The organism is Streptomyces sp. NPDC001717, assembly GCF_042892775.1.
Lineage (GTDB): Bacteria > Actinomycetota > Actinomycetes > Streptomycetales > Streptomycetaceae > Streptomyces.
Genome location: NZ_JBIAUK010000009.1, coordinates 79,256 through 101,674, shown reverse-complemented (window position 1 = coordinate 101,674; position 22,419 = coordinate 79,256). Strand labels below are relative to the sequence as shown.

At 72.5% G+C, this 22,419-nt stretch carries 18 protein-coding genes and 3 tRNA genes; 9 read left to right on the top strand and 12 right to left on the bottom strand.

Annotated features, from left to right (window positions below; all coding sequences use genetic code 11):
• Positions 1-64: 64 nt before the first annotated feature.
• Together ACFYZL_RS17740 and ACFYZL_RS17735 are read right to left on the bottom strand one after the other, a co-directional pair.
• Positions 65-1,390: a deoxyguanosinetriphosphate triphosphohydrolase gene (locus ACFYZL_RS17740; protein ID WP_384746270.1), complete on the bottom strand. Its 1,326-nt coding sequence runs from the start codon at positions 1,388-1,390 to the stop codon at positions 65-67.
• A gap of 36 nt (positions 1,391-1,426) precedes the next feature.
• A complete protein-coding gene (locus ACFYZL_RS17735; RefSeq protein WP_388679854.1) occupies positions 1,427-2,155 on the bottom strand; it encodes a sirohydrochlorin chelatase in 729 nt (242 codons plus the stop codon).
• Positions 2,156-2,482: 327 nt separating this feature from the next.
• Here ACFYZL_RS17735 and ACFYZL_RS17730 point away from each other — a divergent pair, with 327 nt between their 5' ends.
• The 3 genes from ACFYZL_RS17730 (at position 2,483) to ACFYZL_RS17720 (ending at position 6,269) form a co-directional block, all read left to right on the top strand.
• Entirely contained in the window at positions 2,483-3,190 is a 708-nt protein-coding gene (locus ACFYZL_RS17730) for a vancomycin high temperature exclusion protein (protein ID WP_384746268.1), read from the top strand.
• A 64-nt stretch (positions 3,191-3,254) separates the two neighbouring features.
• A complete protein-coding gene (locus ACFYZL_RS17725; RefSeq protein WP_384733007.1) occupies positions 3,255-4,025 on the top strand; it encodes a glucose 1-dehydrogenase in 771 nt (256 codons plus the stop codon).
• A gap of 156 nt (positions 4,026-4,181) precedes the next feature.
• Positions 4,182-6,269 (top strand): molybdopterin oxidoreductase family protein, encoded by a 2,088-nt coding sequence (locus ACFYZL_RS17720; protein ID WP_384746267.1) that lies wholly within the window; start codon positions 4,182-4,184, stop codon positions 6,267-6,269.
• Positions 6,270-6,298: 29 nt separating this feature from the next.
• On the opposite strand, the gene ACFYZL_RS17715 is transcribed toward ACFYZL_RS17720, so the two are convergent.
• Positions 6,299-7,258, bottom strand: coding sequence for a nucleotidyl transferase AbiEii/AbiGii toxin family protein (locus tag ACFYZL_RS17715; protein ID WP_384746266.1), 960 nt, complete (start codon positions 7,256-7,258; stop codon positions 6,299-6,301).
• A 20-nt stretch (positions 7,259-7,278) separates the two neighbouring features.
• Positions 7,279-7,860: a hypothetical protein gene (locus tag ACFYZL_RS17710; RefSeq protein ID WP_384746265.1), complete on the bottom strand. Its 582-nt coding sequence runs from the start codon at positions 7,858-7,860 to the stop codon at positions 7,279-7,281.
• A 113-nt stretch (positions 7,861-7,973) separates the two neighbouring features.
• On the opposite strand from ACFYZL_RS17710, the gene ACFYZL_RS17705 reads away from it, so the two are divergent.
• On the top strand, positions 7,974-9,131 hold the full coding sequence (locus tag ACFYZL_RS17705) for an RNA polymerase sigma factor (RefSeq protein ID WP_384746264.1): 1,158 nt from the start codon (positions 7,974-7,976) through the stop codon (positions 9,129-9,131).
• 52 nt (positions 9,132-9,183) lie between these two features.
• Here the strand turns inward: ACFYZL_RS17705 and ACFYZL_RS17700 are convergent, their stop codons facing one another.
• The 4 genes from ACFYZL_RS17700 to ACFYZL_RS17685 form a co-directional block, all read right to left on the bottom strand.
• Positions 9,184-11,106 carry an ABC transporter ATP-binding protein gene (locus ACFYZL_RS17700; protein ID WP_384746263.1) on the bottom strand — a complete coding sequence of 641 codons (1,923 nt, stop codon included), beginning with the start codon at positions 11,104-11,106 and terminating at the stop codon, positions 9,184-9,186.
• Positions 11,103-12,836, bottom strand: a complete 1,734-nt coding sequence (locus ACFYZL_RS17695) for an ABC transporter ATP-binding protein (RefSeq protein WP_388679846.1) — start codon at positions 12,834-12,836, stop codon at positions 11,103-11,105. The genes ACFYZL_RS17700 and ACFYZL_RS17695 overlap by 4 nt, the downstream gene beginning before the upstream one ends.
• 171 nt (positions 12,837-13,007) lie before the next feature.
• Complete coding sequence (locus ACFYZL_RS17690) at positions 13,008-14,480, bottom strand: FGGY family carbohydrate kinase (RefSeq protein ID WP_384746261.1); 1,473 nt, start codon at positions 14,478-14,480, stop codon at positions 13,008-13,010.
• 114 nt (positions 14,481-14,594) lie between these two features.
• Positions 14,595-14,897 carry a YtxH domain-containing protein gene (locus tag ACFYZL_RS17685; protein WP_384746260.1) on the bottom strand — a complete coding sequence of 101 codons (303 nt, stop codon included), beginning with the start codon at positions 14,895-14,897 and terminating at the stop codon, positions 14,595-14,597.
• 145 nt (positions 14,898-15,042) lie between these two features.
• Here ACFYZL_RS17685 and ACFYZL_RS17680 point away from each other — a divergent pair.
• From ACFYZL_RS17680 to ACFYZL_RS17670, 3 genes are all read left to right on the top strand, one after another.
• Positions 15,043-15,115, top strand: a tRNA-Asn gene (locus ACFYZL_RS17680).
• 5 nt (positions 15,116-15,120) lie between these two features.
• Positions 15,121-15,193, top strand: a tRNA-Asn gene (locus tag ACFYZL_RS17675).
• Between the two features lie 188 nt (positions 15,194-15,381).
• A tRNA-Ile gene (locus ACFYZL_RS17670) sits at positions 15,382-15,455 on the top strand.
• Positions 15,456-15,773: 318 nt separating this feature from the next.
• On the opposite strand, the gene ACFYZL_RS17665 is transcribed toward ACFYZL_RS17670, so the two are convergent.
• Entirely contained in the window at positions 15,774-17,015 is a 1,242-nt protein-coding gene (locus ACFYZL_RS17665) for an acyltransferase family protein (RefSeq protein ID WP_384746259.1), read from the bottom strand.
• Between the two features lie 250 nt (positions 17,016-17,265).
• On the opposite strand from ACFYZL_RS17665, the gene ACFYZL_RS17660 reads away from it, so the two are divergent.
• Together ACFYZL_RS17660 and ACFYZL_RS17655 are read left to right on the top strand one after the other, a co-directional pair.
• Positions 17,266-17,679: an SHOCT domain-containing protein gene (locus tag ACFYZL_RS17660; protein WP_384746258.1), complete on the top strand. Its 414-nt coding sequence runs from the start codon at positions 17,266-17,268 to the stop codon at positions 17,677-17,679.
• 18 nt (positions 17,680-17,697) lie between these two features.
• The gene (locus ACFYZL_RS17655; protein WP_384746257.1) at positions 17,698-18,387 is read left to right on the top strand and encodes a GAP family protein; all 690 of its coding nucleotides are present in this window, start codon (positions 17,698-17,700) and stop codon (positions 18,385-18,387) included.
• Positions 18,388-18,389: 2 nt separating this feature from the next.
• Here the strand turns inward: ACFYZL_RS17655 and ACFYZL_RS17650 are convergent, their stop codons facing one another.
• The 3 genes from ACFYZL_RS17650 to ACFYZL_RS17640 form a co-directional block, all read right to left on the bottom strand.
• Complete coding sequence (locus ACFYZL_RS17650) at positions 18,390-19,367, bottom strand: hypothetical protein (protein ID WP_388679839.1); 978 nt, start codon at positions 19,365-19,367, stop codon at positions 18,390-18,392.
• 42 nt (positions 19,368-19,409) lie between these two features.
• Entirely contained in the window at positions 19,410-21,026 is a 1,617-nt protein-coding gene (locus tag ACFYZL_RS17645; RefSeq protein ID WP_384746255.1) for an MFS transporter, read from the bottom strand.
• A 168-nt stretch (positions 21,027-21,194) separates the two neighbouring features.
• A complete protein-coding gene (locus ACFYZL_RS17640) occupies positions 21,195-22,352 on the bottom strand; it encodes a glutamate--cysteine ligase (RefSeq protein WP_384746254.1) in 1,158 nt (385 codons plus the stop codon).
• Positions 22,353-22,419 lie beyond the last annotated feature (67 nt).

The window sequence follows — 22,419 nt, the reverse complement described above, 5'->3', positions numbered from 1 at the left end:
ATGCGACCACATGCGAGCGTCCCGCACCGAGCCTGCCGCGTGAAGGGGGAGTGGCCCGATCAACTCACCCTTCGGCGCGTCGCGTGCGCCGGGTGAGGCGGGCGTGCAGCGAGCGGGCGGACGCGTCGGTGAGGCACGCGATCTGGTCGATGACCGCCCGCTTCCTGGCCTTCTCGTCCGGCGCCGCGTCGAAGATCGCCCGGAACTGCGGGTCCAGCCCCTCGGGCGCGCGGGCCTGGAGGGCCTCCGCGAGTTCGGCCAGGACGATGCGCTGGTCGGCGCGGATCCGTTCCTGCTCGTCGCGCTGCATGACGTACAGGTCCGCGACCGCCTTCAGCACGGCGCACTCGTTGCGCGCGGCCCGGGGCACCACCAGCTCCGCGCCGTACCGGGTCAGCCTCCCGCTGCCGTACGCCTCCCGCGTCGCACCCTCGGCGGCCAGGCAGAAGCGGCCGATGAGCTGGCTCGTGGCGTCCTTCAGCCGGGCCTGGGCCACGGCCGAGCCGTCGTAGCCGTGCGGCCACCACTCCTGCTCCATCAGCCGGTCGAGGGCCTCGCGCAGCTCCTCCGGCTCGGTGTCCGCGGGGACGTAGCGGCCGATGGCCACCTGCCAGATCGCGGCGCGCTCCGGGTCGGCGAAGAGCAGGTTGGGGTCGAGGTGGCCGGCGTGCAGTCCGTCCTCGAAGTCGTGGACGGAGTACGCGACGTCGTCGGACCAGTCCATCACCTGGGCCTCGAAGCACTTGCGGTCCGCGGGCGCGCCGCGGCGCAGCCACTCGAAGACCGGCAGGTCGTCCTCGTACGCGCCGAACTTCACCGAGTCGGGGTCAGTGGGGTGGCCGCCGCGCGCCCAGGGGTACTTGGTGGCGGCGTCCAGGCAGGCGCGGGTGAGGTTGAGGCCGACGCTGACGGGTGCGCCGGTCCGCGGATCGGGCGCGAACCGCTTGGGCTCCAGGCGGGTCAGCAGCCGCAGCGACTGCGCGTTGCCCTCGAAACCGCCGCAGTCCTTGGCGAATTCGTTCAGCGCCTCCTCGCCGTTGTGGCCGAAGGGCGGGTGCCCCATGTCGTGGGAGAGGCAGGCCGCCTCGACCAGATCGGGATCGCAGCCGAGCGCGGCCCCCAGCTCCCGACCGACCTGGGCGCACTCCAAGGAGTGCGTCAGCCGGGTCCGGGGGCTCGCGTCCCAGTCGTACGAACGGGTGCCCGGCGTGACCACCTGGGTCTTCCCGGCGAGCCGGCGCAGCGCGGCGGAGTGCAGGACCCGCGCCCGGTCGCGCTGGAAGGCGGTCCGCCCGGGCCGCTTGTCGGGCTCGGCGGCCCAGCGTTCGGTGGCGGAGGCGTCGTAGAGGTCGGTCGGGTCGTCTGCGGGGGCGTGCGCGGTGCCTTCCATGGATCGACGGTAACCGGAACGTCCGACAAACCGGGATCAGGCGGAGACGAGTTCCGGCCGGAGCGGGGTGACGGGCAGGGCGGCCGCCTCGTCGTAGCGGTGCAGCAGCAGTCGCGCGAGGGCAGGGTGGTCGCCCAGCGGTGCGGACGCCGGGCCCGGCGCGGCCACCGCGCACTGGGTGGCGAACCGGCCGGGAGCGGTGAAGTACGAGGCCACGGCGATGCGGTGACGGCCGCGGGCGGCCAGGGCCCGGACCGCGTCGGGCACGGTCGGTGCGGCGGCCGAGGCGTAGGCGGGCACCACCGGGACGCCGCCGAGCCGTTCGGACAGCAGGGTGGCGGTGCGCCGGGTGTCGGCGGCGGAGTCCGGATCGCGGGACCCGGCCGCGGCGAGCACCACGGCGGCCGCCGGGTGCGGGGTCCAGCCGGTCTCCGTGAGGCGCTCGTACAGGGCCTCGACCAGCAGCGGGTGCGGGCCGAGCGGGGCGGCGACGCGGGTGCGCAGGTGTGCGGCCCGGGCGGCGGCCGCGGGCAGGTCGCGTTTGACGTGGTGGCCGCGGCCGAGCAGCAGCGGCACGAGGACCGCCGCCCCGGAGGTCTCGCGGAGGGTGTCGTCGAGCAGCGGCCGGTTCAGCTCGACATGGCCGAGCCGGACGTCGAGGCGGGGCCGGAGCTCGCGGACCCGGTCGAGGAGGGCGAGGGCGGTGTGCAGGGCACGCGGGTCACGGCTGCCGTGGGCCACGGCGACGAGGGTGGGCTGCTGCATGGGCGGTCTCCGTGGGGACGGGCGCGGGGCGGCCGCAGCCCGCTGAGCTGCGTGCCGAGCTGCGCGGTGATCCGGGTCAGCAGCTCGGCCGTGCTGCCGAAGGGGAGGGGCGGGATGGCGGGAGGGTGCACCGGCTCCGTCATGGATCGATCCTGCGCGCCGGAGGTTGCCGATGCGTTGCGCGGGGGTGACGGGTGTTTTCCGGGTGCTCACAGGGCGTTCGTCCGGCCTGTCGGCGGGCCTTCGCGGGGGCGTTCCGGGAAACCGCGCGGTCCCCGGCGGCGTCCTGACCAGCGGAACGACAGCCGAGGAACCGGGGGATGGACGATGCGCGTACCGCGCCTGCCGAAGGTCGAGTGGAGCCGGGCGGCCGCGCGGCCGCGTACCGTACGGGCGCGGCGGCTGACCGTGCAGGCGGTGATGGCGGGCTGCGTGCTGGCACTGCTGCCGTCGGCCTGGACGCACGCGGCGGCCGCCGGCCGGCTGGGGACCACGGCGCAGGCTCCGGCCGGCGAGGTGGCGGTGGTGTTCGGGGCGGGGCTGTGGAACGGCAGGCCGACGCCCTACCTGGCCCGGCGGCTCGACGCGGCGGCCGAGTTGTACCGGGCAGGCAAGGTCAGGGTGGTCCTGGTCACGGGGGACAACAGCCGCACCGAGTACGACGAGCCGAGCGCGATGCGCACCTACCTCACCGGGCACGGGGTGCCGGCCGACCGGATCGTGGACGACTTCGCGGGCTTCGACACCTGGGACTCGTGCGTACGGGCCAAGAAGATCTTCGGGGTCGACCGGGCGGTGCTGATCAGCCAGGGCTTCCACATCCGCAGGGCCGTGGCCCTGTGCGAGACCGCGGGCGTGGACTCGTACGGGATCGGGGTCGACGACGAGCACGACTCGACCTGGTACTACGGCGGCACCCGCGAGGTCTTCGCGGCGGGCAAGGCGGTGCTCGACGCAATTTTCGAGCCGGAGCCGAAGTTCCTGGGGCCGAAGGAGCAGGGGGTGTCGCGGGCCCTGGCCGCTCTGGCACACTGACGAAGACATCGGTTATTCCGATTAGTCATATACCGATCAGTCTGATGTGATCAGAGGTGGAACCGTGGCTGTTGTGGATCTGAGCGGCAAGGTCGTCGTCGTCACCGGTGGAGCCCGCGGCCTGGGCGCCGCGGCGGCGCAGGCCGTCGTGGACGGCGGCGGCAAGGTGCTGATCACCGACGTGCTGGAGGCGGAGGGTGCCGAGACGGCCGCCAAGCTCGGTGACGCGGCCCGCTTCGTGCGGCACGACGTGACGAGCGAGGCCGACTGGGCGGCGGCGCTGGAGTACGCGGTCGCCGAGTTCGGCCGGATCGACGGACTGGTCAACAACGCGGGCATCTCCACCGGCCAGTTCCTGGAGCACGAGAGCGTCGAGCACTTCCGCCGGGTGATCGAGATCAACCTGGTCGGCGTGTTCATCGGCATCAAGACCGCGGTCCCGCTGCTGCGCGCCGCCGGCGGCGGCTCCATCGTCAACATCTCCTCCGCGGCCGGCCTGACCGGACTCGCGCTGACCGCCGGCTACGGCGCCTCCAAGTGGGGCGTGCGCGGCCTGTCGAAGATCGGCGCCGTCGAGCTCGCCGAGGCGAAGATCCGCGTCAACTCCGTGCACCCCGGCATGACGTTGACCCCGATGACCGCGCCGATCGGCATCCAGGCCGGCGACGGCAACTACCCCGGCGCCCCGCTGGGTCGCGTCGGCGCCCCCGAGGAGATCGCGGCCGCGGTCGCCTTCCTGCTCTCGGACGCCGCCGGGTACATGACCGGCGCCGAGCTCGCGGTCGACGGCGGCTGGACGGCCGGCCTGACGGTGAAGTACCTGACCGGCCAGTGAAGGACCGGCGGCGGGCCACCCCCGGCCTCACCGTCGCCCCCGGCCTCACCGCCACCCCGGCCTCACCGTCGCCCCCGGCCGCCGCTGAGGCCGAGCATCCGTACTCGTAACGCGGGACGGCCGCCGGTGTAACACCGCCGAAGCACGCTGGGACGCATGCACACGCCGGACGCCGCCCCCGCAGTCACCGCCACGCACTGCCCGTACTGCGCCCTGCAGTGCGGCATGAACCTCCGCCCGGACCCGGACGGGGCCGCGGGCGTGACGGTGGAGGAACGGGCGGAGTTCCCCGTCAACCGGGGCGCGCTCTGCGGCAAGGGCCGCACCGCCCCCGCCGTGCTCTCCTCCCGGGTGCGCCTGACCGAGCCGCTCGTCCGCACCCACGCCGGACGGCTCGAACCGGCCACCTGGGAGGAGGCCCTCGCCGCCGTCGCCGACGGCCTCGCCCGCACGGGCCGCGCGCACGGGCCCGACGCCGTCGGGGTCTTCGGCGGCGGCGGGCTCACCAACGAGAAGGCGTACGCGCTCGGCAAGTTCGCCCGCGTCGCCCTGCGCACCTCGCAGATCGACTACAACGGCCGCTTCTGCATGTCCTCGGCCGCCGCCGCGCACCAGCGGGCCTTCGGGCTCGACCGCGGGCTGCCCTTCCCGCTGGAGGACGTCCCCCGCACCGGCTGCGTGATCCTCGTCGGCTCCAACCTGGCCGAGACCATGCCGCCCGCCCTGCGCTACCTCACCGAGCTCAGGGCGGGCGGCGGCACCCTGATCGTCATCGACCCGCGGCGCACGCGCACCGCCGAGCAGGCGGACCTGCACCTGGCGCCCCGACCCGGCACCGACCTCGCGCTCGCCCTGGGCCTGCTGCACCTGATCGTCGCCGAGGGCCGCACCGACGAGGAGTTCATCGCCGCCCGCACCACCGGCTGGGAGGAGGCCCGGGCCGCCGCGATGGCGCACTGGCCCGAACTCGTCGAACGCATCACGGGCGTGCCGGTCCCCAGGCTCCGGCAGGCGGTGGAGCTCTTCTGCGCCCCCGAATCCGCCATGGTCCTCACCGCCCGCGGCCCGGAACAGCAGTCCAAGGGCACCGACACCGTCGGCGCCTGGATCAACCTGTGCCTGGCCACCGGCCGGGCCGGCCGCCCACTGTCCGGCTACGGCTGCCTCACCGGCCAGGGCAACGGCCAGGGCGGCCGCGAGCACGGCCAGAAGGCCGACCAGCTCCCCGGCTACCGCAAGCTGACCGACCCGGCGGCCCGCGAGCACGTCGCCGGGGTCTGGGGCATCGACCCCGCCGAACTCCCCGGCCCGGGGCGCAGCGCGTACGAACTCCTCGACGCCCTCGGCACGGACGTGAAGGCCCTCCTCCTCATGGGCTCCAACCCGGTGGTCTCCGCCCCCCGCGCCGCCCACGTCGAGGACCGCATCCGCTCCCTCGACTTCCTCGCCGTCGCCGACGTGGTGCTCTCCGAGACGGCCGCCCTCGCGGACGTGGTCCTCCCCGTCACCCAGTGGGCGGAGGAGACGGGCACCACCACCAACCTGGAGGGCCGCGTCCTGCTCCGGCGCCGCGCCCTCACGCCGCCGCCGGGGGTCCGCACCGACCTGTACGTCCTGCACGAACTCGCCGCCCGCCTCGGCGTGGAGAAGGGGTTCCCGACCGACCCCGAGGAGGTCTTCGACGAACTGCGCCGCGCCTCGGCGGGCGGACCGGCGGACTACTCGGGCATCGACTACGCCCGCATCGAGGCCGAACAGGGCGTCTTCTGGCCCTGCCCGGACGGCTCTTCGGGCACGCCCCGGCTCTTCCTGGACCGCTTCGCCACCGAGGACGGCCGGGCCCGCTTCACCCCCGTCTCCCACCGTGAGGCGGCCGAGGTCCCCGACGCCGACTACCCCCTCCTGCTGACCACCGGCCGGGTCGTCGCCCAGTACCAGTCGGGCGCCCAGACCCGCCGCGTCGACGAGCTCAACGCGGCCGCCCCCGGCCCGTTCGTGGAACTGCACCCGCGCCTCGCCGCCCGCATCGGCGCCGTCGAGGGCGCCCCGCTGGCGGTCACCTCCCGCCGCGGCCGGGCGGTGGCCCCGGCCAGGATCACCGACGCCATCCGCGCGGACACGGTCTTCATGCCGTTCCACTGGCCGGGCGAGGGCCGCGTCAACACCCTCACCAACCCGGCGCTGGACCCCACCTCCCGGATGCCGGAGTTCAAGGTCTGCGCGGTCCGCGTCGAGCCGGCGTAGGGGCCACCCGTGCCCCGGCTGCCCGGACCCTATTGCCCGGCGGTCGTGAACGTCGGGCGCAGGGCCTCGACCAGGCGGCCGACGAACGCCTCCTCGCCGGGACCGGCCAAGTGGGGGTACTCGGCCTCGAAGTGCTCCCACTCGGCCCCGACATAGCCGTCCGGGATCAGGTGGGCGATGTGCTCCGGCCCGACCTCGGCGTTCGGGTGCGGCCATTCCCCGGCGTCCCTGAACACCTCTTGGAGGAGCGCGTTCGGCAGGTGGCAGTGCTCCGCCAGCAGCACCGCGTCGTACAGGTCCTTGCCCTGGGGGTGCCGGTCACTGATGAGCCACAGCACCTTCCAGGCCAGGGACAGGGCGGGGGTCGCCGCCAGGACCGTGGCCCCGCAGGAGAGTTCGACCGGTTCCGGCGGCGACGCCAGCTTCTCGTTGAAGACGAAGTCCATCTGCACCTGCCCGGCCGGCAGGCCCGGTACGGACCACGGCAGGACCATGCGCAGCCCCGGCACCCGGTCGTACGTCCAGATCTCCTCGGACACGGCGCCCGAGGCCTTGATCCCGGCCAGACCGTCGGCCGCCGCCGCGATGCCCTCCAGCATCCGCACGGTCCGGCCGTCGTCCATGGCCTGCGTCCGCGGGATCACGACGAAGTCCAGGTCGCCCGGCTCCCTGGCCGCCTCCCCGAACCGCTCCGCCAGCAGCACGCTGCCGCGCAGCACGAGGGAGTCCACCCACTCGCCCCGCGAGACCGCCAGCAGGACGGCGTCCATCGCCGCCCGCCGGGCCCGCGCCCAGGCGGCCGTCCGCTCCGGATCGTCGAAGACCGGGTCACCGGCCCGGTAGGCCCGGAAGTTGTGCCGCAGGGACGGGTCGAAGACCGCCCGCTGGCGCACGTCGTCACCGGCCACCGGGCGCAGCGTCCGCGGCAGGTCGCGGGCTTCCCGCGTCGCGTCGTCCAGCGGCTCCCGTGGAAGGTGCGTGCTCCGCATGCCGAATTCCGCCCACGAGCTCATCCCGTCACCCCTGCCTCGATCCACCCGTCGTCCACCGACAGGTCACTGTCGTACAGCACGAACTCCCGCTCCTGCGAACGGATCTCGTACCCCGCCGAGCCGAGCGCGGCGACCAGCGCGTCGCAGGCCGCCCCCGCCTCCGCCGCCGTGCCGCGCCACCGCTGGGTCACGAAACGCTCGTGGCGGCCCCCGGACAGGGCGCGGCGGGCGTTCCACGACAGGTGGGCACCGTGCCGGACCACCAGGGCTTCCAGGGCCTCCCGGTCGAAGTCCGCCGGCAGGCGCAGCTTCATGTGGTGCTCGAAGTAGCCGCCGCCCGGGCCCGGTACGTCCGTGGTCCACGGCACCGTCTCCACCTTCACGCGCACCGGGTCGAAGCCGGCCGCCCGCAGCCGCGGCACCAGGCTCTCGTGGCCCGTGCGGTCCCGCAGGGTCAGCATCGGCTGCGACACCATCCGGCCCCGGGCCAGGACGATGTGGGTGACCTTCAGCTCCCGTGCCCCGGCCCACGCGTCGAGCCGGGCCAGCGCCGCCGGGTCCGGACAGTGCACGGTCACGTGGGTTTCGTACGAAGACATGCGGCCGATCTTCTCGGACATGCGTCCGGTCCGCATCGGGACAACGGCCAGGGGGTAACCATCGGTCACGCGCCGGACTCAGAAAGTGCTCGCACGCCCCTCGTGGCCGTGCTGTGTCGTACCCCACACTGAGGTGCGGTTCCCCCGTCCTCGGAGCCCTGGAGGTCGCCCCCGTGCAGACCCGGACCCTGACCGTGAACGAGAGCGAGTCCTCGGAGGTCGAAGCCGTGGACGAAGAGCGCGACACCGACGCCGACGCCGAGGCCGAAGTCGACCCCGGGCCCGAGGTGCTGGAGCTCATCGAGCAGCCGGTTCCGGAGCAGCGCAGGCGCGCCAACGCCGAGGGTGGAGGCGGATCGGGGCCTTCCGCCGATCTGTTCCGCCAGTACCTGCGGGAGATCGGCAGGATCCCGCTCCTCACCGCGGCCGAGGAGGTCGACCTCGCCCGGCGCGTCGAAGCCGGCCTGTTCGCGGAGGAGAAGCTCGGCAACACCCCCGACCTCGACTCCCAGCTCGCCGTCGACCTGGACAAGCTCGTCGTCATGGGCCGGATGGCCAAACGCCGCCTCATCGAGTCGAACCTGAGGCTCGTGGTCTCCGTCGCGAAGCGGTACGTGGGCCGCGGGCTCACCATGCTCGACCTCGTGCAGGAGGGGAACCTCGGGCTCATCCGGGCCGTCGAGAAGTTCGACTACGCCCGCGGGTACAAGTTCTCCACCTACGCCACGTGGTGGATCCGGCAGGCGATGTCCCGGGCCCTCGCCGACCAGGCCCGGACCATCCGCGTGCCCGTCCACGTCGTCGAACTCATCAACCGCGTCATCCGCGTGCAGCGGCGCATGCTCCAGGAACGGGGGTACGAGCCCACGGCCGAAGAGGTCGCCGTCCACCTGGAGTTGACCCCCGAGCGGGTCATGGAGGTGCTCCGCCTCGCCCAGGAGCCGGTCTCCCTGCACGCGCCGGTCGGCGAGGAGGACGACGTCGCGCTCGGCGACCTCATCGAGGACGGCGACGCCGCCTCGCCCGTGGAATCCGCCGCGTTCTTCCTGCTGCGCGAGCACCTCGAAGCGGTGCTCTCCACGCTGGGCGAGCGGGAGCGCAAGGTGGTCCAGCTCCGCTACGGGCTCGACGACGGCCGCCCGCGCACCCTGGAGGAGATCGGCCGGATCTTCGGCGTGACCCGCGAACGGATCCGCCAGATCGAGTCCAAGACCCTCAACAAGCTGCGCGACCACGCCTTCGCCGACCAGCTCCGCGGCTACCTGGACTGAAACGGGCAGGGGGCGCCCCGAAGGACGCCCCCACCCCGTACGGACACCGCGGTCAGTCGACCTCGGCCACCGCCTGCGCGAACTGCGCCGCGTACAGCCGTGCGTAGGCGCCGCCCGAGGCCAACAGCTCCTCGTGCGTGCCCTGTTCCACGATCGAGCCGCTCTCCATCACCAGGATCACGTCCGCGTCGCGGATCGTGGACAGGCGGTGCGCGATCACGAAGGACGTACGGCCGTGCGCGAGCCGGGCCATCGCCTTCTGGATCAGCACCTCGGTACGGGTGTCGACGGAACTCGTCGCCTCGTCGAGCACCAGGATCACCGGGTCCGACAGGAACGCCCGGGCGATGGTGATCAGCTGCTTCTCGCCCGCGCTGACGCCCGCGCCCTCGTCGTCCAGCACGGTGTCGTAGCCGTCCGGCAGGGTGCGGATGAACCGGTCGGCGTGGGCGGCCCGCGCCGCCTCCTCGATCTCGGCGCGCGTGACCTCTCGGGAGGCGCCGTACGCGATGTTCTCCGCGATGGTCCCGCCGAACAGCCAGGTGTCCTGGAGGACCATGCCGATCCCGGAGCGCAGTTCCTCGCGGGTCATCTTCGCGATGTCCACGCCGTCCAGGGCGATCTCGCCGCCCGTGACCTCGTAGAACCGCATCAGCAGATTGACGAGCGTGGTCTTGCCCGCGCCCGTCGGGCCGACGATCGCGACCGTGTGACCGGGCTCGACCGTCAGCGACAGGTTCTCGATCAGCGGTTTGTCCGGCTCGTAGCGGAAGGCCACCTTGTCGAGGGTGACCTGCCCGCGCAGTTCCTCCGGCCGCTCCGGAACCTCCGCGTCCGGCTCCTGCTCCTCGGCGTCCAGCAGCTCGTAGACCCGCTCCGCCGAGGCGACGCCGGACTGCACCAGGTTCGCCATCGACGCGACCTGCGACAGCGGCATCGAGAACTGCCGCGAGTACTGGATGAAGGCCTGCACGTCACCGATCGACAGGGTGCCCGAGGCCACCCGCAGACCACCGACGACCGCGACCAGCACGTAGTTGATGTTCGATATGAAGAACATCACCGGCTGCATCAGACCGCTGACCAGCTGCGCCTTGAACGAGGCCCGGTACAGCGCCTCGTTCTGCTCGGCGAAGATCGCCGCGGACTCCTTCTGCCGACCGAAGACCTTCACCAGCGTGTGCCCCGAGTACATCTCCTCGATGTGGGCGTTCAGCGCGCCGGTCGTCTTCCACTGCGCCACGAACTGCGGCTGCGACTTCTTGCCGATCTTCGCCGCGACGAAGATCGAGACCGGCACGGTCACCAGCGCGACCAGCGCCAGCAGCGGCGAGATCCAGAACATCATCGCGAGCACGCCGACGATCGTCAGCAGCGAGTTCAGCAGCTGCCCCATCGTCTGCTGGAGCGTCTGCCCGATGTTGTCGATGTCGTTCGTGGCCCGGCTGAGCACCTCCCCGCGCTTCTGCCGGTCGAAGTACGACAGCGGCAGCCGCGACAGCTTCGCCTGGAGCTCCTCGCGCATCCGGTACACGGTGCCGTTCATGACGTGGTTCGACAGCCGCGTCGCCACCAGCATCAGCAGACCGGCCAGGGTGAAGACCACCAGCGCCCAGATCGCCACGACCCCGACGGCACCGAAGTCGATGCCCTGGCCCGGGGTGAAGTCGGTGCCGGACAGCATGTCCGCCATTCCGCCCTGGCCCTTGGCGCGCATCCCGTCCAGCGCCTGCTGCTTGGTGATGCCGGCCGGCAGCTGCCGGCCGACGATCCCCGCGAACACCAGGTCGGTGGCCTCGCCGAGGATCTTCGGGCCGACCACCGCGCAGCCGACGCTGCCGACGACCGCGGCGACCATGCCCCACAGCTTGGCCCGGTCCTGGGCGAGCTGGCCCAGCAGGCGCTTGCCCGATCCCTTGAAGTCCAGGGACCGCTGGGCCGGTCCCATCATCATCCGTCCTCCGGGCCCGCTCATGCGGCCTCCGCCTCCGTCAGCTGGGAGAGCACGATCTCCCGGTAGGTCTCATTGCCGGCCATCAGCTCGTGATGGCGCCCCTCGCCGACGACCTCGCCCTCGTCGAGCACGATGATCCGGTCGGCGTCGCGGATCGTGGAGACGCGCTGGGCGACGATCACCACGGTCGCCTCCTCGGTCTCGCGGCCGAGCGCCGCGCGCAACGCCGCGTCCGTCGCGTAGTCCAGGGCCGAGAACGAGTCGTCGAAGAGGTAGATCTCCGGGCGCTGCACCAGCGTGCGGGCGATGGCCAGACGCTGGCGCTGGCCGCCGGAGACATTGGTTCCGCCCTGCGTGATGGCGGCCTCCAGGCCGCCCTCCAGCTCGGACACGAACTCCTTGGCCTGGGCCACCTCCAGGGCCCGCCACAGCTCCTCGTCGGTCGCGTCCGGGCGCCCGTAGCGCAGGTTGGAGGCGACCGTTCCGGAGAACAGGTACGGCTTCTGCGGGACCATCCCGACCGTCCTGGCGAGCAGTTCGGGGTCGAGCCGGCGTACGTCCTCGCCGTCCACGAGCACCTCGCCGCCGGTCGCGTCGAACAGCCGCGGGACCAGGCCGAGCAGCGTGGACTTGCCGCTGCCGGTGGAGCCGATCACCGCGGTGGTCTCGCCGGGGCGGGCCACCAGGTTCACCCCGCGCAGCACGGGGGCCTCGGCGCCCGGATACCGGAAGTCGGCGCCGCGCAGCTCCAGGCGGCCGCGCGAGAGGAGCTTGGTCACCGGGTCGACCGGCGGGGCCACGCTCGACTCGGTGTCCAGGACCTCCTGGACGCGCTCGGCGCACACCTCGGCGCGCGGCACCATCATGAACATGAAGGTGGCCATCATCACGGCCATGACGATCTGCATCAGGTAGGCCAGGAAGGCCGTCAGCTGGCCGATCTCCATGCCGCCGCTGTCGACGCGCATCGCACCGAACCAGATGACCGCGACGCTGGAGATGTTCACGACCACGATCACGGTGGGGAACATGAGCGCCAGCAGCCTGCCCGCGGCCAGCGAGACCCCCGTGAGGTCCGCGTTGGCCTCCCGGAAGCGGTCCTTCTCGTAGTCGTCGCGGACGAAGGCGCGGATCACCCGGTTGCCGGTGATCTGCTCGCGCAGCACCCGGTTCACGGTGTCGAGCCGGACCTGCATCTTGCGGAACAGCGGCCGCGTCTTGAAGACGATCGCACCGACCGACAGCCCGAGCACCGGGACCACGGCGAGCAGCACGCCCGACAGCTTCACGTCGAGCGAGAGCGCCATGAAGATGCCGCCGACGCACATGATCGGCGCCGACACCATCAGCGTGAAGGTCATCAGCACCAGCATCTGGATCTGCTGGACGTCGTTCGTCGTACGGGTGATCAGCGACGGGGCGCCGAAGTGGCCGAGCTCCCGTGCGGAGAAGCTCTGCACCCGGTCGAAGACGGAGGCGCGGACGTCACGGCCGACGGCGGCCGCGGTACGGGCGCCGTAGTAGACGGCTCCGGCGTTGCAGACGAGCTGGACGAGCGAGACGCCGAGCATCAGCGCACCGAAGCGCAGGATGTAGCCGGTGTCCCCGTGGACGACACCGTTGTCGATGATGTCCGCGTTGAGTGTGGGCAGGTAGAGGCTCGCGCTGGTCTGCAGCAGTTGCAGCAGGACCAGCGCGGCGATCGGTTGCTTGTACGGACGGAGGTGGGTCCGCAGAAGTCGTATGAGCACGCGCAGGCTCCGGTCGGCATGATCGAGGGGGTTCACCCCATCTTGGGCCAACCGGCCCCCCGATCCCCAGCGGATTTCGCAAAGCCCGGTCAAAAGGCGTAGACCGCGCTGCGCCCGTCGCCCTACGGCCGCGGAGCCACCGGGGCCCCACGACCGCGCGGCCCCGAAGCCCTACTGCTGAGGGACCCCGGAGCCCTGGAACGCGCCCGGATGGACCTGCTCCCGCGTCGCGACGTACTGCTGGCGCACGGCCTGCCCGGCGGGGAGGTCCTCGCCCGGCTCGAAGACCTGCGCCGGCGGGGCGGGCCAGATCGGCGGGGTGTGCGGGGCGAGCGTGCCCTGCGCCACACCGAGCGCCCACGCCGCCTGCCGCGCCGAGCCCAGCGCCGCGTAGTCGGCCGGGGCCGGCACGACGACCTGGGTCCCGAACAGCCCCGGCGCCGTGGCCTGTACGGCGGGCAGCTCGGCCGCCGCGCCGAGCAGGAACACCCGGCGGATCACGGCCCCGCGCGAACGCAGCACGTCCAGCGCGTCCACCAGCCCGCACAGCATGCCCTCGAAGGCGGCCCGCGCCAGGTGCTCCGGCTTCATGGAGTCCCGGCGCAGCCCCGACAGGGTCCCGGCGGAGTGCGGCAGGTTCGGCGTCCGCTCGCCCTCCAGGTAGGGGAGCAGTACGAGTCCGTGCGCGCCCGGCGTCGACTTCAGCGCGAGCTCGCTCAGCCCCTCCAGATCGGTGCCCAGCAACTCGGCGGTGCCGCGCAGGGCCCGTACGGCGTTGGAGGTGTTCACCACGGGGAGGTGCATGCCGGTGGCGTCGGCCAGCGAGGTGATCAGCCCGCCCGGCTCCGACAGCGCCTCGTGGTGCACCGCCATCACCGAACCGGAGGCGCCGAGCGAGACCACGGCGTCGCCGGGGCCCAGCCCGAGCCCCATCGCGGCGGCCATCGTCTCGCCCGTGCCGGCGGAGATCAGCAGCCCCTCGGGCGTGGTCCCGGCGGCGTCGGCCGGGCCGAGGACCTCGGGCAGCAGCGCCCGGTGGCCGAGCGCGAGCTCGACCAGGTCGGGCCGCCAGGCTCCGGTGGCGGGGGACCAGTAGCCGGTGCCGGAGGCCCCGCCCCGGTCGGTGGTCCGCCGGGCGGGACGGCCCAGCAGCTGCCACACCAGCCAGTCGTGCGGGGACATCAGCACGGCCACCCGCCGGGCCGCCTCGGGCTCGTTGCGGGCCAGCCAGGCGAGCTTCGCGAGGGGCTGCGCGGAGTGCGGGACCGAGCCCACCGCCTCGGCCCAGGCCGCCCGGCCGCCGAAGGCCTCGATCAGGTCGGCGGCCGCGACCTGGCCGCGCTTGTCGTTGCCGACCAGGGCGGGACGTACGAGGCCGCCCTGGGCGTCGAGAGGCAGCAGACCGTGCTGCTGGGCGGAGACGCCGATGGCCTGGACCCCTTCGAGGAGCCCGCCGCCGGCGGCCTCGCCGAGGGAGAGCAGCCAGGCCTGGGGATCGGTCTCGTGGGGGTTGGCCGTGTCGGCCTCTCCCGCGGACTGCGGATGGGGCGCGTAGCCCTGGCGCAGGACGGCACCGGTTTCGGTGTCACAGACGACGATGCGAGTGAAGGTTGAAGAGCTGTCCAACCCGGCGACTATCCCCATGCGGAGAATTCTGCCGCACATACGACCGGTACTGACCTCTCCGGAGTGCCCGGAAGTCCCGTGAGGTTCCCAGGACCTCACGAGCCCCGGGAACCTCACGGCTCACGACGTGTCTCAGGTGTTGCTGGTCCCCCAGTCGTCCTCGAAGCCGCCGGCCCGACGGTCCCGCAGCCCCCGCACCCGGCCGGCCAGGGAGTCCGGGACGACGTCGCCGACCTTCTCGCCCACCGCGGCGAAGGCCTTCCCGGCGTACGCGCGCCCGGTGTGCCCCGCGGTTTCGGCGGCGTTGCGCACCGCCGGGTTCTGCGCGAGCTCCCGTGCGGACTTCTTCAGCTGCTCGTACCGCTCGCGCCCGGCCCGGGTTCCGAGCACGTAACCGAGGGCCAGTCCGGCCAGGAACGTCGCCTTGTACCGCATGCCTGTCACCCTTCGTCGTGTGGTGCCCGGCCTGCTGTCGATACCGATTGGCGGAGCACCCCCCTGCTTGCGCTAATCTATGACTCGCAACGGGCGCTCGCCCCCCGGCAAGGCCGGAGGTGGGCCGTTCGATGCACCGCAGCAATCCCCTGTAGCTCAATTGGCAGAGCAGCCGGCTGTTAACCGGCAGGTTACTGGTTCGAGTCCAGTCGGGGGAGCGCGATCCCCTGTAGCTCAATTGGCAGAGCATTCGGCTGTTAACCGGAGGGTTGCTGGTTCGAGTCCAGCCGGGGGAGCGAGAAAGAGAAGAAGAGGGCCCCCAGCGGGTCCTCTTCTTTTTTGCCCGGTCCTGGAACCGGGCAGCCCTCAGGACGGTCTCTCTGAACAGGCGAAGCCGATCATGCGAGGCATCCGAGGCAGGAGATCGTATGAGCGGCTATGCTGCGGCAGACGGCGCGCACAGATGTACGCGCCACGCCGTGAAGGGGCGGTAGCTCAGCCGGTTAGAGCAGCGGACTCATAATCCGTCGGCCGTGGGTTCGAGTCCCACCCGCCCCACTGCACACCAGGTGTGCAGAAACGATCCGACCAGGGATGTCTCTGGTCGCGCGAGTCACCACGGTGATCCTGGCGGCCCCTCGGGGCCGCCTTTCGCGTTCCAGGGGGCGGGCGTCCGTCCCCTTCGCCGGAGTGTCGCCGGTCACAACGGCCCCCGCGGGCCGTCCTCCTGGCCGTCCTCCTGGGCGGCTTCGTGAGCGTCTGTCGACGCTCTTCGCCGGATCCGGGCCCGCGTGGCCCGGGGGCGTGCCGGAAGGGGTGCTGAACGGCGTCTTCGCGGCGGTTCGGGCCGAGGTCGCTCCCGGGGGCGGGGAGGCCTCAGACCCGGACGCTCGTCGGCCGGTCGGCCGTGGCTTCGGTCGGCGCGGGCGCGTCCGGCCGGAAACCGCCTCCCGCCGGGGGTCCGACGGGTGCGGGAGCGCCGCCCGCCCGGAGTTCGGCCAGGCCCGCGCCGATACCGCGCTTCAGCAGCCGGGAGAGCGGGCGTTCGACGAGCCGGTGCACCAGGTAGGCGGCCACCAGCATGCCGACCGTGACCAGCCCGACCAGGGGCCACTTCGGGATCCGGTCGTGGAGCAGCCTGATGGCCGTCCAGCCGATCGCCTCGTGCAGCAGGTACAGGGGATACGTCAGGGAGCCGGCGACGGTCAGCCGGCGCCAACGGATGCGGGAGAGCAGGCCGAGCGACACGGCGGCCATCACCGCGTAGCACAGCAGGATCATCGCGTAGGCGGGCCAGACCGGCAGGTGCCGGCCGCCGAGCGCCTCGTCGATCGCCCGCTGGTGGTCGCGGGCGTAGACGAGGGACAGCACGAGGCTGACGCCGACGATGCCCCAGAGCAGCGGGGTCGGCCGGAAGCGGTACATCAGGTAGTAGGCGAGACCGGCGATGAAGAACGAGGAGATCCAGGGCATCGCGATCACCTGGAGCGGGCCCCACTCCATCGCGACGCTCGCCAGTCCCGCCACCGTCCACAGCATGCAGAAGGCGACCACGCGGCGGTAGGTGAGGCCCCGTCGGACGACGAGGCAGAAGAGCAGGTAGAAGCAGAGCTCGTACCAGAGCGTCCAGTAGGAGGCGTCCACGTTGGTGATGTGCATCGCACCTTGAAGCATCGTCAGGTTCGCCAGCACCTCGTGCGCGTGCAGCGGCTGGACCACCATCGGCCAGAGCGTCAGCACGGCGGTGGTCGCCAGCACCCCGAACCAGTAGGCCGGGTACAGGCGTACGACCCGGGACGTGAAGAAGTCGCCCAGCCCCCGCCCCCAGGTGCTCATGCCGATGACAAAGCCGCTGATCAGGAAGAACAGGCTGACACCCGTCCACATGTAGGCGCCGAACTTGGAGGCCAGCGGGAAGACGTGGGCGATCGGGCGCGACCATGCGTTGCCCGCGCCGGACGCGGCGCCGCCGTACCCGACGTAGTGGTGGAACACCACCATCAGCGCGGCGAGGATGCGCAGTCCGTCCAGCACCACCAGGCGCCCGGCGGCCCGTGGGTTCGGGCCGCGACCGGCGGGGGCGGCCGCGGTGGGTATGCCCCGCGCAGGCTGGTTCATTGGCTCCACGTGACTGTCCCCCAGGATTCCGATCCACCCCCGGGCCTCTTGGCGGCGGACTGGCTCGGTCTACGCGGCGAACGGGGATGCTCGACGGAGTCTAGACCAAGTGGACCTTGCCCCCGGGGGTGCCAAGGGCGCGCCGGACCGGGCCACCAGGGCGGATCCGGGCTGCGTGGCGATCACCGGGTGATGGGCCGACCATGGGACTGCCGGGAGGCTCGTGCCCGCCGGTGACAGGAGGCCGGCCATGACGGAGTCCTTTCAGGACCTGGCGGCGGACTACCCGCTGCTGGGCGCGTTCTGGACCATGATGATCATCTTTCTCTGGGTCCTCTGGTTCGTGCTGCTCTTCCGCGTCTTCGCCGACGTCTTCCGCGACGACGACCTGAGCGGGTGGGGCAAGGCGGGGTGGACCGTCTTCGTGATCCTCCTGCCGTTCCTGGGCGTGTTCGTGTACCTGCTCGCCCGGGGGCGCGGGATGGGCGAACGGGACCTGCGGCGGGCCCGGGACCGCGAGGTGGAGTTCCGCTCCCACGTGAGGGAGAGCGCCGGGACGGGCAGCCCTGCGGAGGAGCTCGGGCGGCTCGCCGAGCTCAGGAACCGCGGTGACATCACGGCCGCCGAGTTCGAGCAGGCCAAGGCCAGGGTCCTCGCGGCGTAGGCCGGAAGCGTCCGCGCCATGATGCTCGACCTGTTCCTCATCGGCCTCGTCATCACGCTCTATCCGCTGCCGATCCTGGCCTTCGTGCTGGTCGTGTCGGCGCCGCGCGGCGTGTGGAAGGGGCTGGTGTTCATCCTGGCCTGGCTCGGCTGCCTGGTCCTCGTGATCGCCATCGTGATGCTCCTGACCAATGGGGAGCCACCGCCGCCGAGGTCCCCGCCGTCCACCGCGGTGCTCGCGATCAAGCTGGTCCTCGGCGTGGGACTGATCGTCTACAGCGAGCGCAAGCGGCGGCGGAGGAAGAGCGCGGCCGCGGCCGCGGCCGACGGTGGTGCGGTGCGGGTGAAGCCGGAGGCCCCGAAGAGTTCCATCACCTCCCGCACCGATCAGGCCACCTTCTGGTCCGCGGCCACGCTCGCGGTGCTCCTCCAGCCCTGGGGCATGGTCGGGCTGGCCGCCAGCACGGTGGTGGAGGCGGACCTCTCCCACACCGAGTCCTACCTGGCGCTGATGGGGTTCTGCCTGCTCGCCAGCGCCACCCTGCTGGCCATGGAGCTGTACATGGTGTTCTCGCCGGAACGGGCGCACAAGGCGCTGACGGACCTGCGGGAGTGGCTGGACCGGCACAAGGAACCGGCGATCGTCGTCTCCTGCCTCGCGCTGGGGCTGTGGATCGTGGGCAGGAGCCTCTACCAGCTCACTTCCTGAGGTCAGGGGCAGCCGGCGGCCGGGGCGTCGTGGGTGAGGACGCAGATCATCCGGGCGCCGCGGTCGTGGTCGGGGTACGTGGTCAGCAGTTCGGCCTTGAAGTCGTTCCACTGGCGGGTGATCTCGGCGGTGGCTCCGGCCGTCGCGCGTGCGTAGTTGTCGTCCCTCTCGAAGCGGGGCGCCGCGGTGGTGTCCTTGTTCAGCACGCGGTCGTGGGGGATGCGGCCCTCGCAGTCGGCGGCTCTGACGCTGGTGGAATCGAAGTCGGGGTAGCAGCCGGTGGCGAGGTCCTCCGGGATGCGCGCCCGGGCGTCCCGGGTCCAGTCGGCGTCCTTCATCGCGCTGTAGCGGCGGATGTCCGGGAACGGCGCCGGGGCCGAACGTCCCAGCCCGGGCGGGTTGTCGAGCGAGACGGGGCCGGGGGCGGGACGGTCGGTCCAATTGGAGTGCGCGTAGAAGTCCTCGATCGGGTGCCAGCCGCGGCCGAGCTGTTCGAGTACGGCGCATTTGGCCCGGTCGGAGCCCTCGTTCCAGGTGCAGGGGGAGGACAGGTCGCTCTGGTCGGCGCGCACCCCGCCGTCGGCGTCGACGAGGCCGTCGGCGGCCCGGACCGCGTTGCGGAAGCGGGCGACGGAGGTGCGGACGCAGGCGAGGAGCTCGGTCGTGGCCTCGTCCCGGGTGCGGGGGTAGGCGGGGTCGTGGCGGGCGGCCAGGTAGTCGGCGTTGTCGCAGTGCAGGGGGCCGACGCCGAAGTAGGGCGGGCGGTCGTCGGCGTTGACCGCCCCGGTACGGGCATCGGCCATCGCGGTCAGCGTGACCGGCTCCCAGGGCAGCGCGGCCCGGGTGACGGCCTCGTGATTGCCGCCGGTGAAGGCGTGGGCGGTGCCGCTCGGCACGGAGCTCAGGGCCACCGCCAGGAGGACTGCGACGGCCGCGGAGGAGGCCCGGGATCGGCCGCTCGGCCATGCGCGGTCGGCCATGCCTCCATGCTGCGCGCCCGGCCCGGTCCGCGCACACGGGCGCTACGTCTCCGGGGAGCGGGGCTGGGTCGCGGGGATCCGATGGGTGAAGAACAGGGCGACGATCGCGGCGAAGGCGAGGATGGCGAGCGCCGCGCGCAGACCGTCCAGCCTGGCCTCGGCGTTCGCGTCCAGTGCGGCCTGGGACACCTCTGGGTTCGTTCCGGCCTCGTCGAGGGCGGTCCCCAGTTGGGCGTCGGACAGGAAGGGCGCGCCGCTCTGCAGTTGGGCCGTCGCCTGGTTCGTGACGCTGTCCGGGACCGCCGGGTTCTCGGCGATGGTGGTCAGGAAGGAGGAGGTGAGCGCGGCGATCATGATCGATCCGGCGAGTGCCGTGCCGATCGAGGCGCCGAGGTTCGTGACGGCGTTCTGCACGCCGCCGACCTCCGCGCTCTGCGCCTGCGGCACCGCGGACACGGTGACCGACCCGAGCTGGGAGGCCAGCGCCCCCATGCCGAGCCCGATCAGCAGCAGGGGGACGGTGACGATCTCCGCGCCGGCGTCGAGGTCGAGCGCGGCCATCAGAACCACCGCGCCCGCGAGCAGCGCGAAGATCCCGACCCGCACCACGCGCCGCGGCGAGACGTCCGGGAGGAAACGCGGGATCAGGGTCGCGGCCAGCAGCAGGCTCACCGACAGCGGCAGCAGGCGGGCACCGGTCGACAGCGCCGACAGGCCCAGCGCGACGGACAGGTAGAGCGGGACGACGAAGAACACGCCCATCTGCACGAGGTACTGGAAGAAGAACATCGTCAGGCCGCCGGTGAGCTGCGGGTTGCGCAGCATGTCGGGATCGACGAGGGGATCCCGGCCGTGCCCGACGACCTTGGCCTCCCAGCGGAGGAAGAACCAGAGCAGTGCCATGCCCGCCAGCATCAGCCACGTCGTCAGGGACACCGCGAGCCAGGAAGGCGCGCCGGGCTTCGGCAGGAACCAGCCCCACTCGTCGGACCGGAGCACGCCGTAGACGAACAGCCCGAGCCCGGCAGCGGAGAGGACCGCGCCCGGGACGTCGATGCGCCGGCGCTCACCGGGCGGGGCGTCCGCGATGCGGCGTGCGAGCGCGAGGATGGCGAGCACCACCAGGACCTCCCCGGCGAAGACCCACCGCCAGGAGAAGTACGTCGTCGCGATGCCGCCGATGAGCGGCCCGACGGCGATGGCGATCGCCCCCGCGGCCATGATGAGGCCGTAGGCGGCGGGGCGGCGTTCGACGGAGAAGTTGCCGGCGACGAGCGACACGATCGCGGGCAGGATGAGCGAGGCCCCGAGTCCCTCCAGGAGTGCCCAGCCCAGCAGCAGCACGGTGAGGTTCGGCGCCAGCGAGGTGGTGAGGGAGCCGAGCCCGTAGATGCAGCAGCCGATGACGAACGCGCGCCTTCGGCCGATCAGCGCCCCGACCTTGCCGCCGGGGATCATGAACATCGCCATGACGAGGGTGTAGGCGGTGATCGCGCCCTGGATGCCCGTCACGTTCGTGCCGACGTCCTCGGCCACCGTGGCGATGGAGACGTTCATGACGGAGCTGTCGAGGGCCATCAGGAACTGCCCGGACGCGAGCGTCAACAGGACGATGCGTGACTTCGCGGAACTCTCGGCCGTGCCTGCCCGGGATGACATGGGTGCATGCTTCCAGCCGTCCGCCGGCCCGCCGGGCCGACCCGCCGCGCGGTGAGCCGGACGGGGGCGCCGGCGGTCCGGCGGTGGTCCGGCAATGGTCCGCCGGGGCGACGGGGCGGTCCGGCCGCACCGGTGTCCGCGGCCGCCCCGCCCCGCCCGGCGGTCCGGCTAGAAGTTCTCCGTCTCGTCCGCCAGATGGCGCAGTACGTCGTTCAGGTCCTGGCGGCGGGCGAAGGCGGCGCGCTGGCGGTGGGCGCCCGAGCCGTCGCGCAGCAGGCCGCCCAGGGTCTTGGCCGCGTGGTCGAGGTCGCCCGACTCGGCCAGCTCCGGGGCGACCAGGTCCAGCAGGGCCTCCGCCAGATCCGCCGCGGGGAGTTCCGCCCCCGTGTACGGATCGAGGCCGAAACCCTCCAGCCCGTCGTGCGCGGCCCGCCAGCGCGCGAGGCGCAGCACGTCGTCCCGTACGGGCGGATCGGGGCGCCCCTCCGCGATCTCGCGCAGGGCCGTCGCCACCAGGGCGCGGGTCAGCTCGGCCTGCAGTACGGCTCCGTCGATGTCCGGGGACATGTCGGGCGCCCGGAGTTCGAGCGTCGGCCAGCGCCCCGAGGGGCGCAGGTCCCAATAGACCATCTTGGTGTCCAGGGCCGCCCCCGAGCCGAGCAGGGTCTGCACCGAGCGCCGGAAATGGGCCGTCGACGTGAAGTGCGGCGGCGGTCCCGCCGAGGGCCAGCCCGACCAGGCCATCGCCCGCCAGCTGGCGTGACCCGTGTCACGGCCGCCCCAGAACGGCGAGTTGGCGGCCAGCGCGATCAACGTCGGCAGCCAGGGTCTGACCCGGTTGGACACCGCGACGGCCGTGTCCTCGTCGAGACTGCCCACATGGACGTGGCGGCCGCAGCTGACCAGGGTGTCGGTGAGCGCGCCGAAGCGGCGGTGCTGCTCGCGCTGGCGCGGCTCGTCGTCGGTGAGGTGGAGCGGCCCCTCCACGGCCACGACCGGCGAGGGCGCGGCCAGCAGCCGGCAGCCGTGGGCGCGGGCCGCCCGGCCGAGGGTGCGCCGCAGCGCGGCGAGCTCCGTACGCAGCGCATCCGCCGAGTGTGCGACCGGGGTGGAGATCTCCACCTGGTAGCGGGTGCCCTCCGGGTGCAGCTCGCCCGGCAGTCCGCCGGCGGTGGCGAGGACGAGCGGGGCCGCCGGGACCACCCGGAAGGTGCGGGCGTCGACGAGGAGGAACTCCTCCTCGACCCCGACGGTGAGGGGGACGGTGGTGCGCACCGTGTTCCGTGCGGTGCCGGTGCTCGTGGTGCTGTTGCCAGGTTCGATCACTGCGCCTCCCTGGACATACGAGTCTTTTCATCATGAGCTGAACGAGAGGGGTGTAGCGCACGGCGAT

What these genes read in the sequence shown, in the direction of transcription:
- ACFYZL_RS17740 (WP_384746270.1), bottom strand. Translation starts at nt 1,390, where the DNA reads ATGGAAGGCACCGCGCACGCCCCCGCAGACGACCCGACCGACCTCTAC.
- ACFYZL_RS17735 (WP_388679854.1), bottom strand. Translation starts at nt 2,155, where the DNA reads ATGCAGCAGCCCACCCTCGTCGCCGTGGCCCACGGCAGCCGTGACCCG.
- ACFYZL_RS17730 (WP_384746268.1), top strand. Translation starts at nt 2,483, where the DNA reads ATGCGCGTACCGCGCCTGCCGAAGGTCGAGTGGAGCCGGGCGGCCGCG.
- ACFYZL_RS17720 (WP_384746267.1), top strand. Translation starts at nt 4,182, where the DNA reads ATGCACACGCCGGACGCCGCCCCCGCAGTCACCGCCACGCACTGCCCG.
- ACFYZL_RS17715 (WP_384746266.1), bottom strand. Translation starts at nt 7,258, where the DNA reads ATGCGGAGCACGCACCTTCCACGGGAGCCGCTGGACGACGCGACGCGG.
- ACFYZL_RS17710 (WP_384746265.1), bottom strand. Translation starts at nt 7,860, where the DNA reads ATGTCTTCGTACGAAACCCACGTGACCGTGCACTGTCCGGACCCGGCG.
- ACFYZL_RS17700 (WP_384746263.1), bottom strand. Translation starts at nt 11,106, where the DNA reads ATGAGCGGGCCCGGAGGACGGATGATGATGGGACCGGCCCAGCGGTCC.
- ACFYZL_RS17690 (WP_384746261.1), bottom strand. Translation starts at nt 14,480, where the DNA reads ATGGGGATAGTCGCCGGGTTGGACAGCTCTTCAACCTTCACTCGCATC.
- ACFYZL_RS17685 (WP_384746260.1), bottom strand. Translation starts at nt 14,897, where the DNA reads ATGCGGTACAAGGCGACGTTCCTGGCCGGACTGGCCCTCGGTTACGTG.
- ACFYZL_RS17665 (WP_384746259.1), bottom strand. Translation starts at nt 17,015, where the DNA reads ATGAACCAGCCTGCGCGGGGCATACCCACCGCGGCCGCCCCCGCCGGT.
- ACFYZL_RS17660 (WP_384746258.1), top strand. Translation starts at nt 17,266, where the DNA reads ATGACGGAGTCCTTTCAGGACCTGGCGGCGGACTACCCGCTGCTGGGC.
- ACFYZL_RS17655 (WP_384746257.1), top strand. Translation starts at nt 17,698, where the DNA reads ATGATGCTCGACCTGTTCCTCATCGGCCTCGTCATCACGCTCTATCCG.
- ACFYZL_RS17650 (WP_388679839.1), bottom strand. Translation starts at nt 19,367, where the DNA reads ATGGCCGACCGCGCATGGCCGAGCGGCCGATCCCGGGCCTCCTCCGCG.
- ACFYZL_RS17645 (WP_384746255.1), bottom strand. Translation starts at nt 21,026, where the DNA reads ATGTCATCCCGGGCAGGCACGGCCGAGAGTTCCGCGAAGTCACGCATC.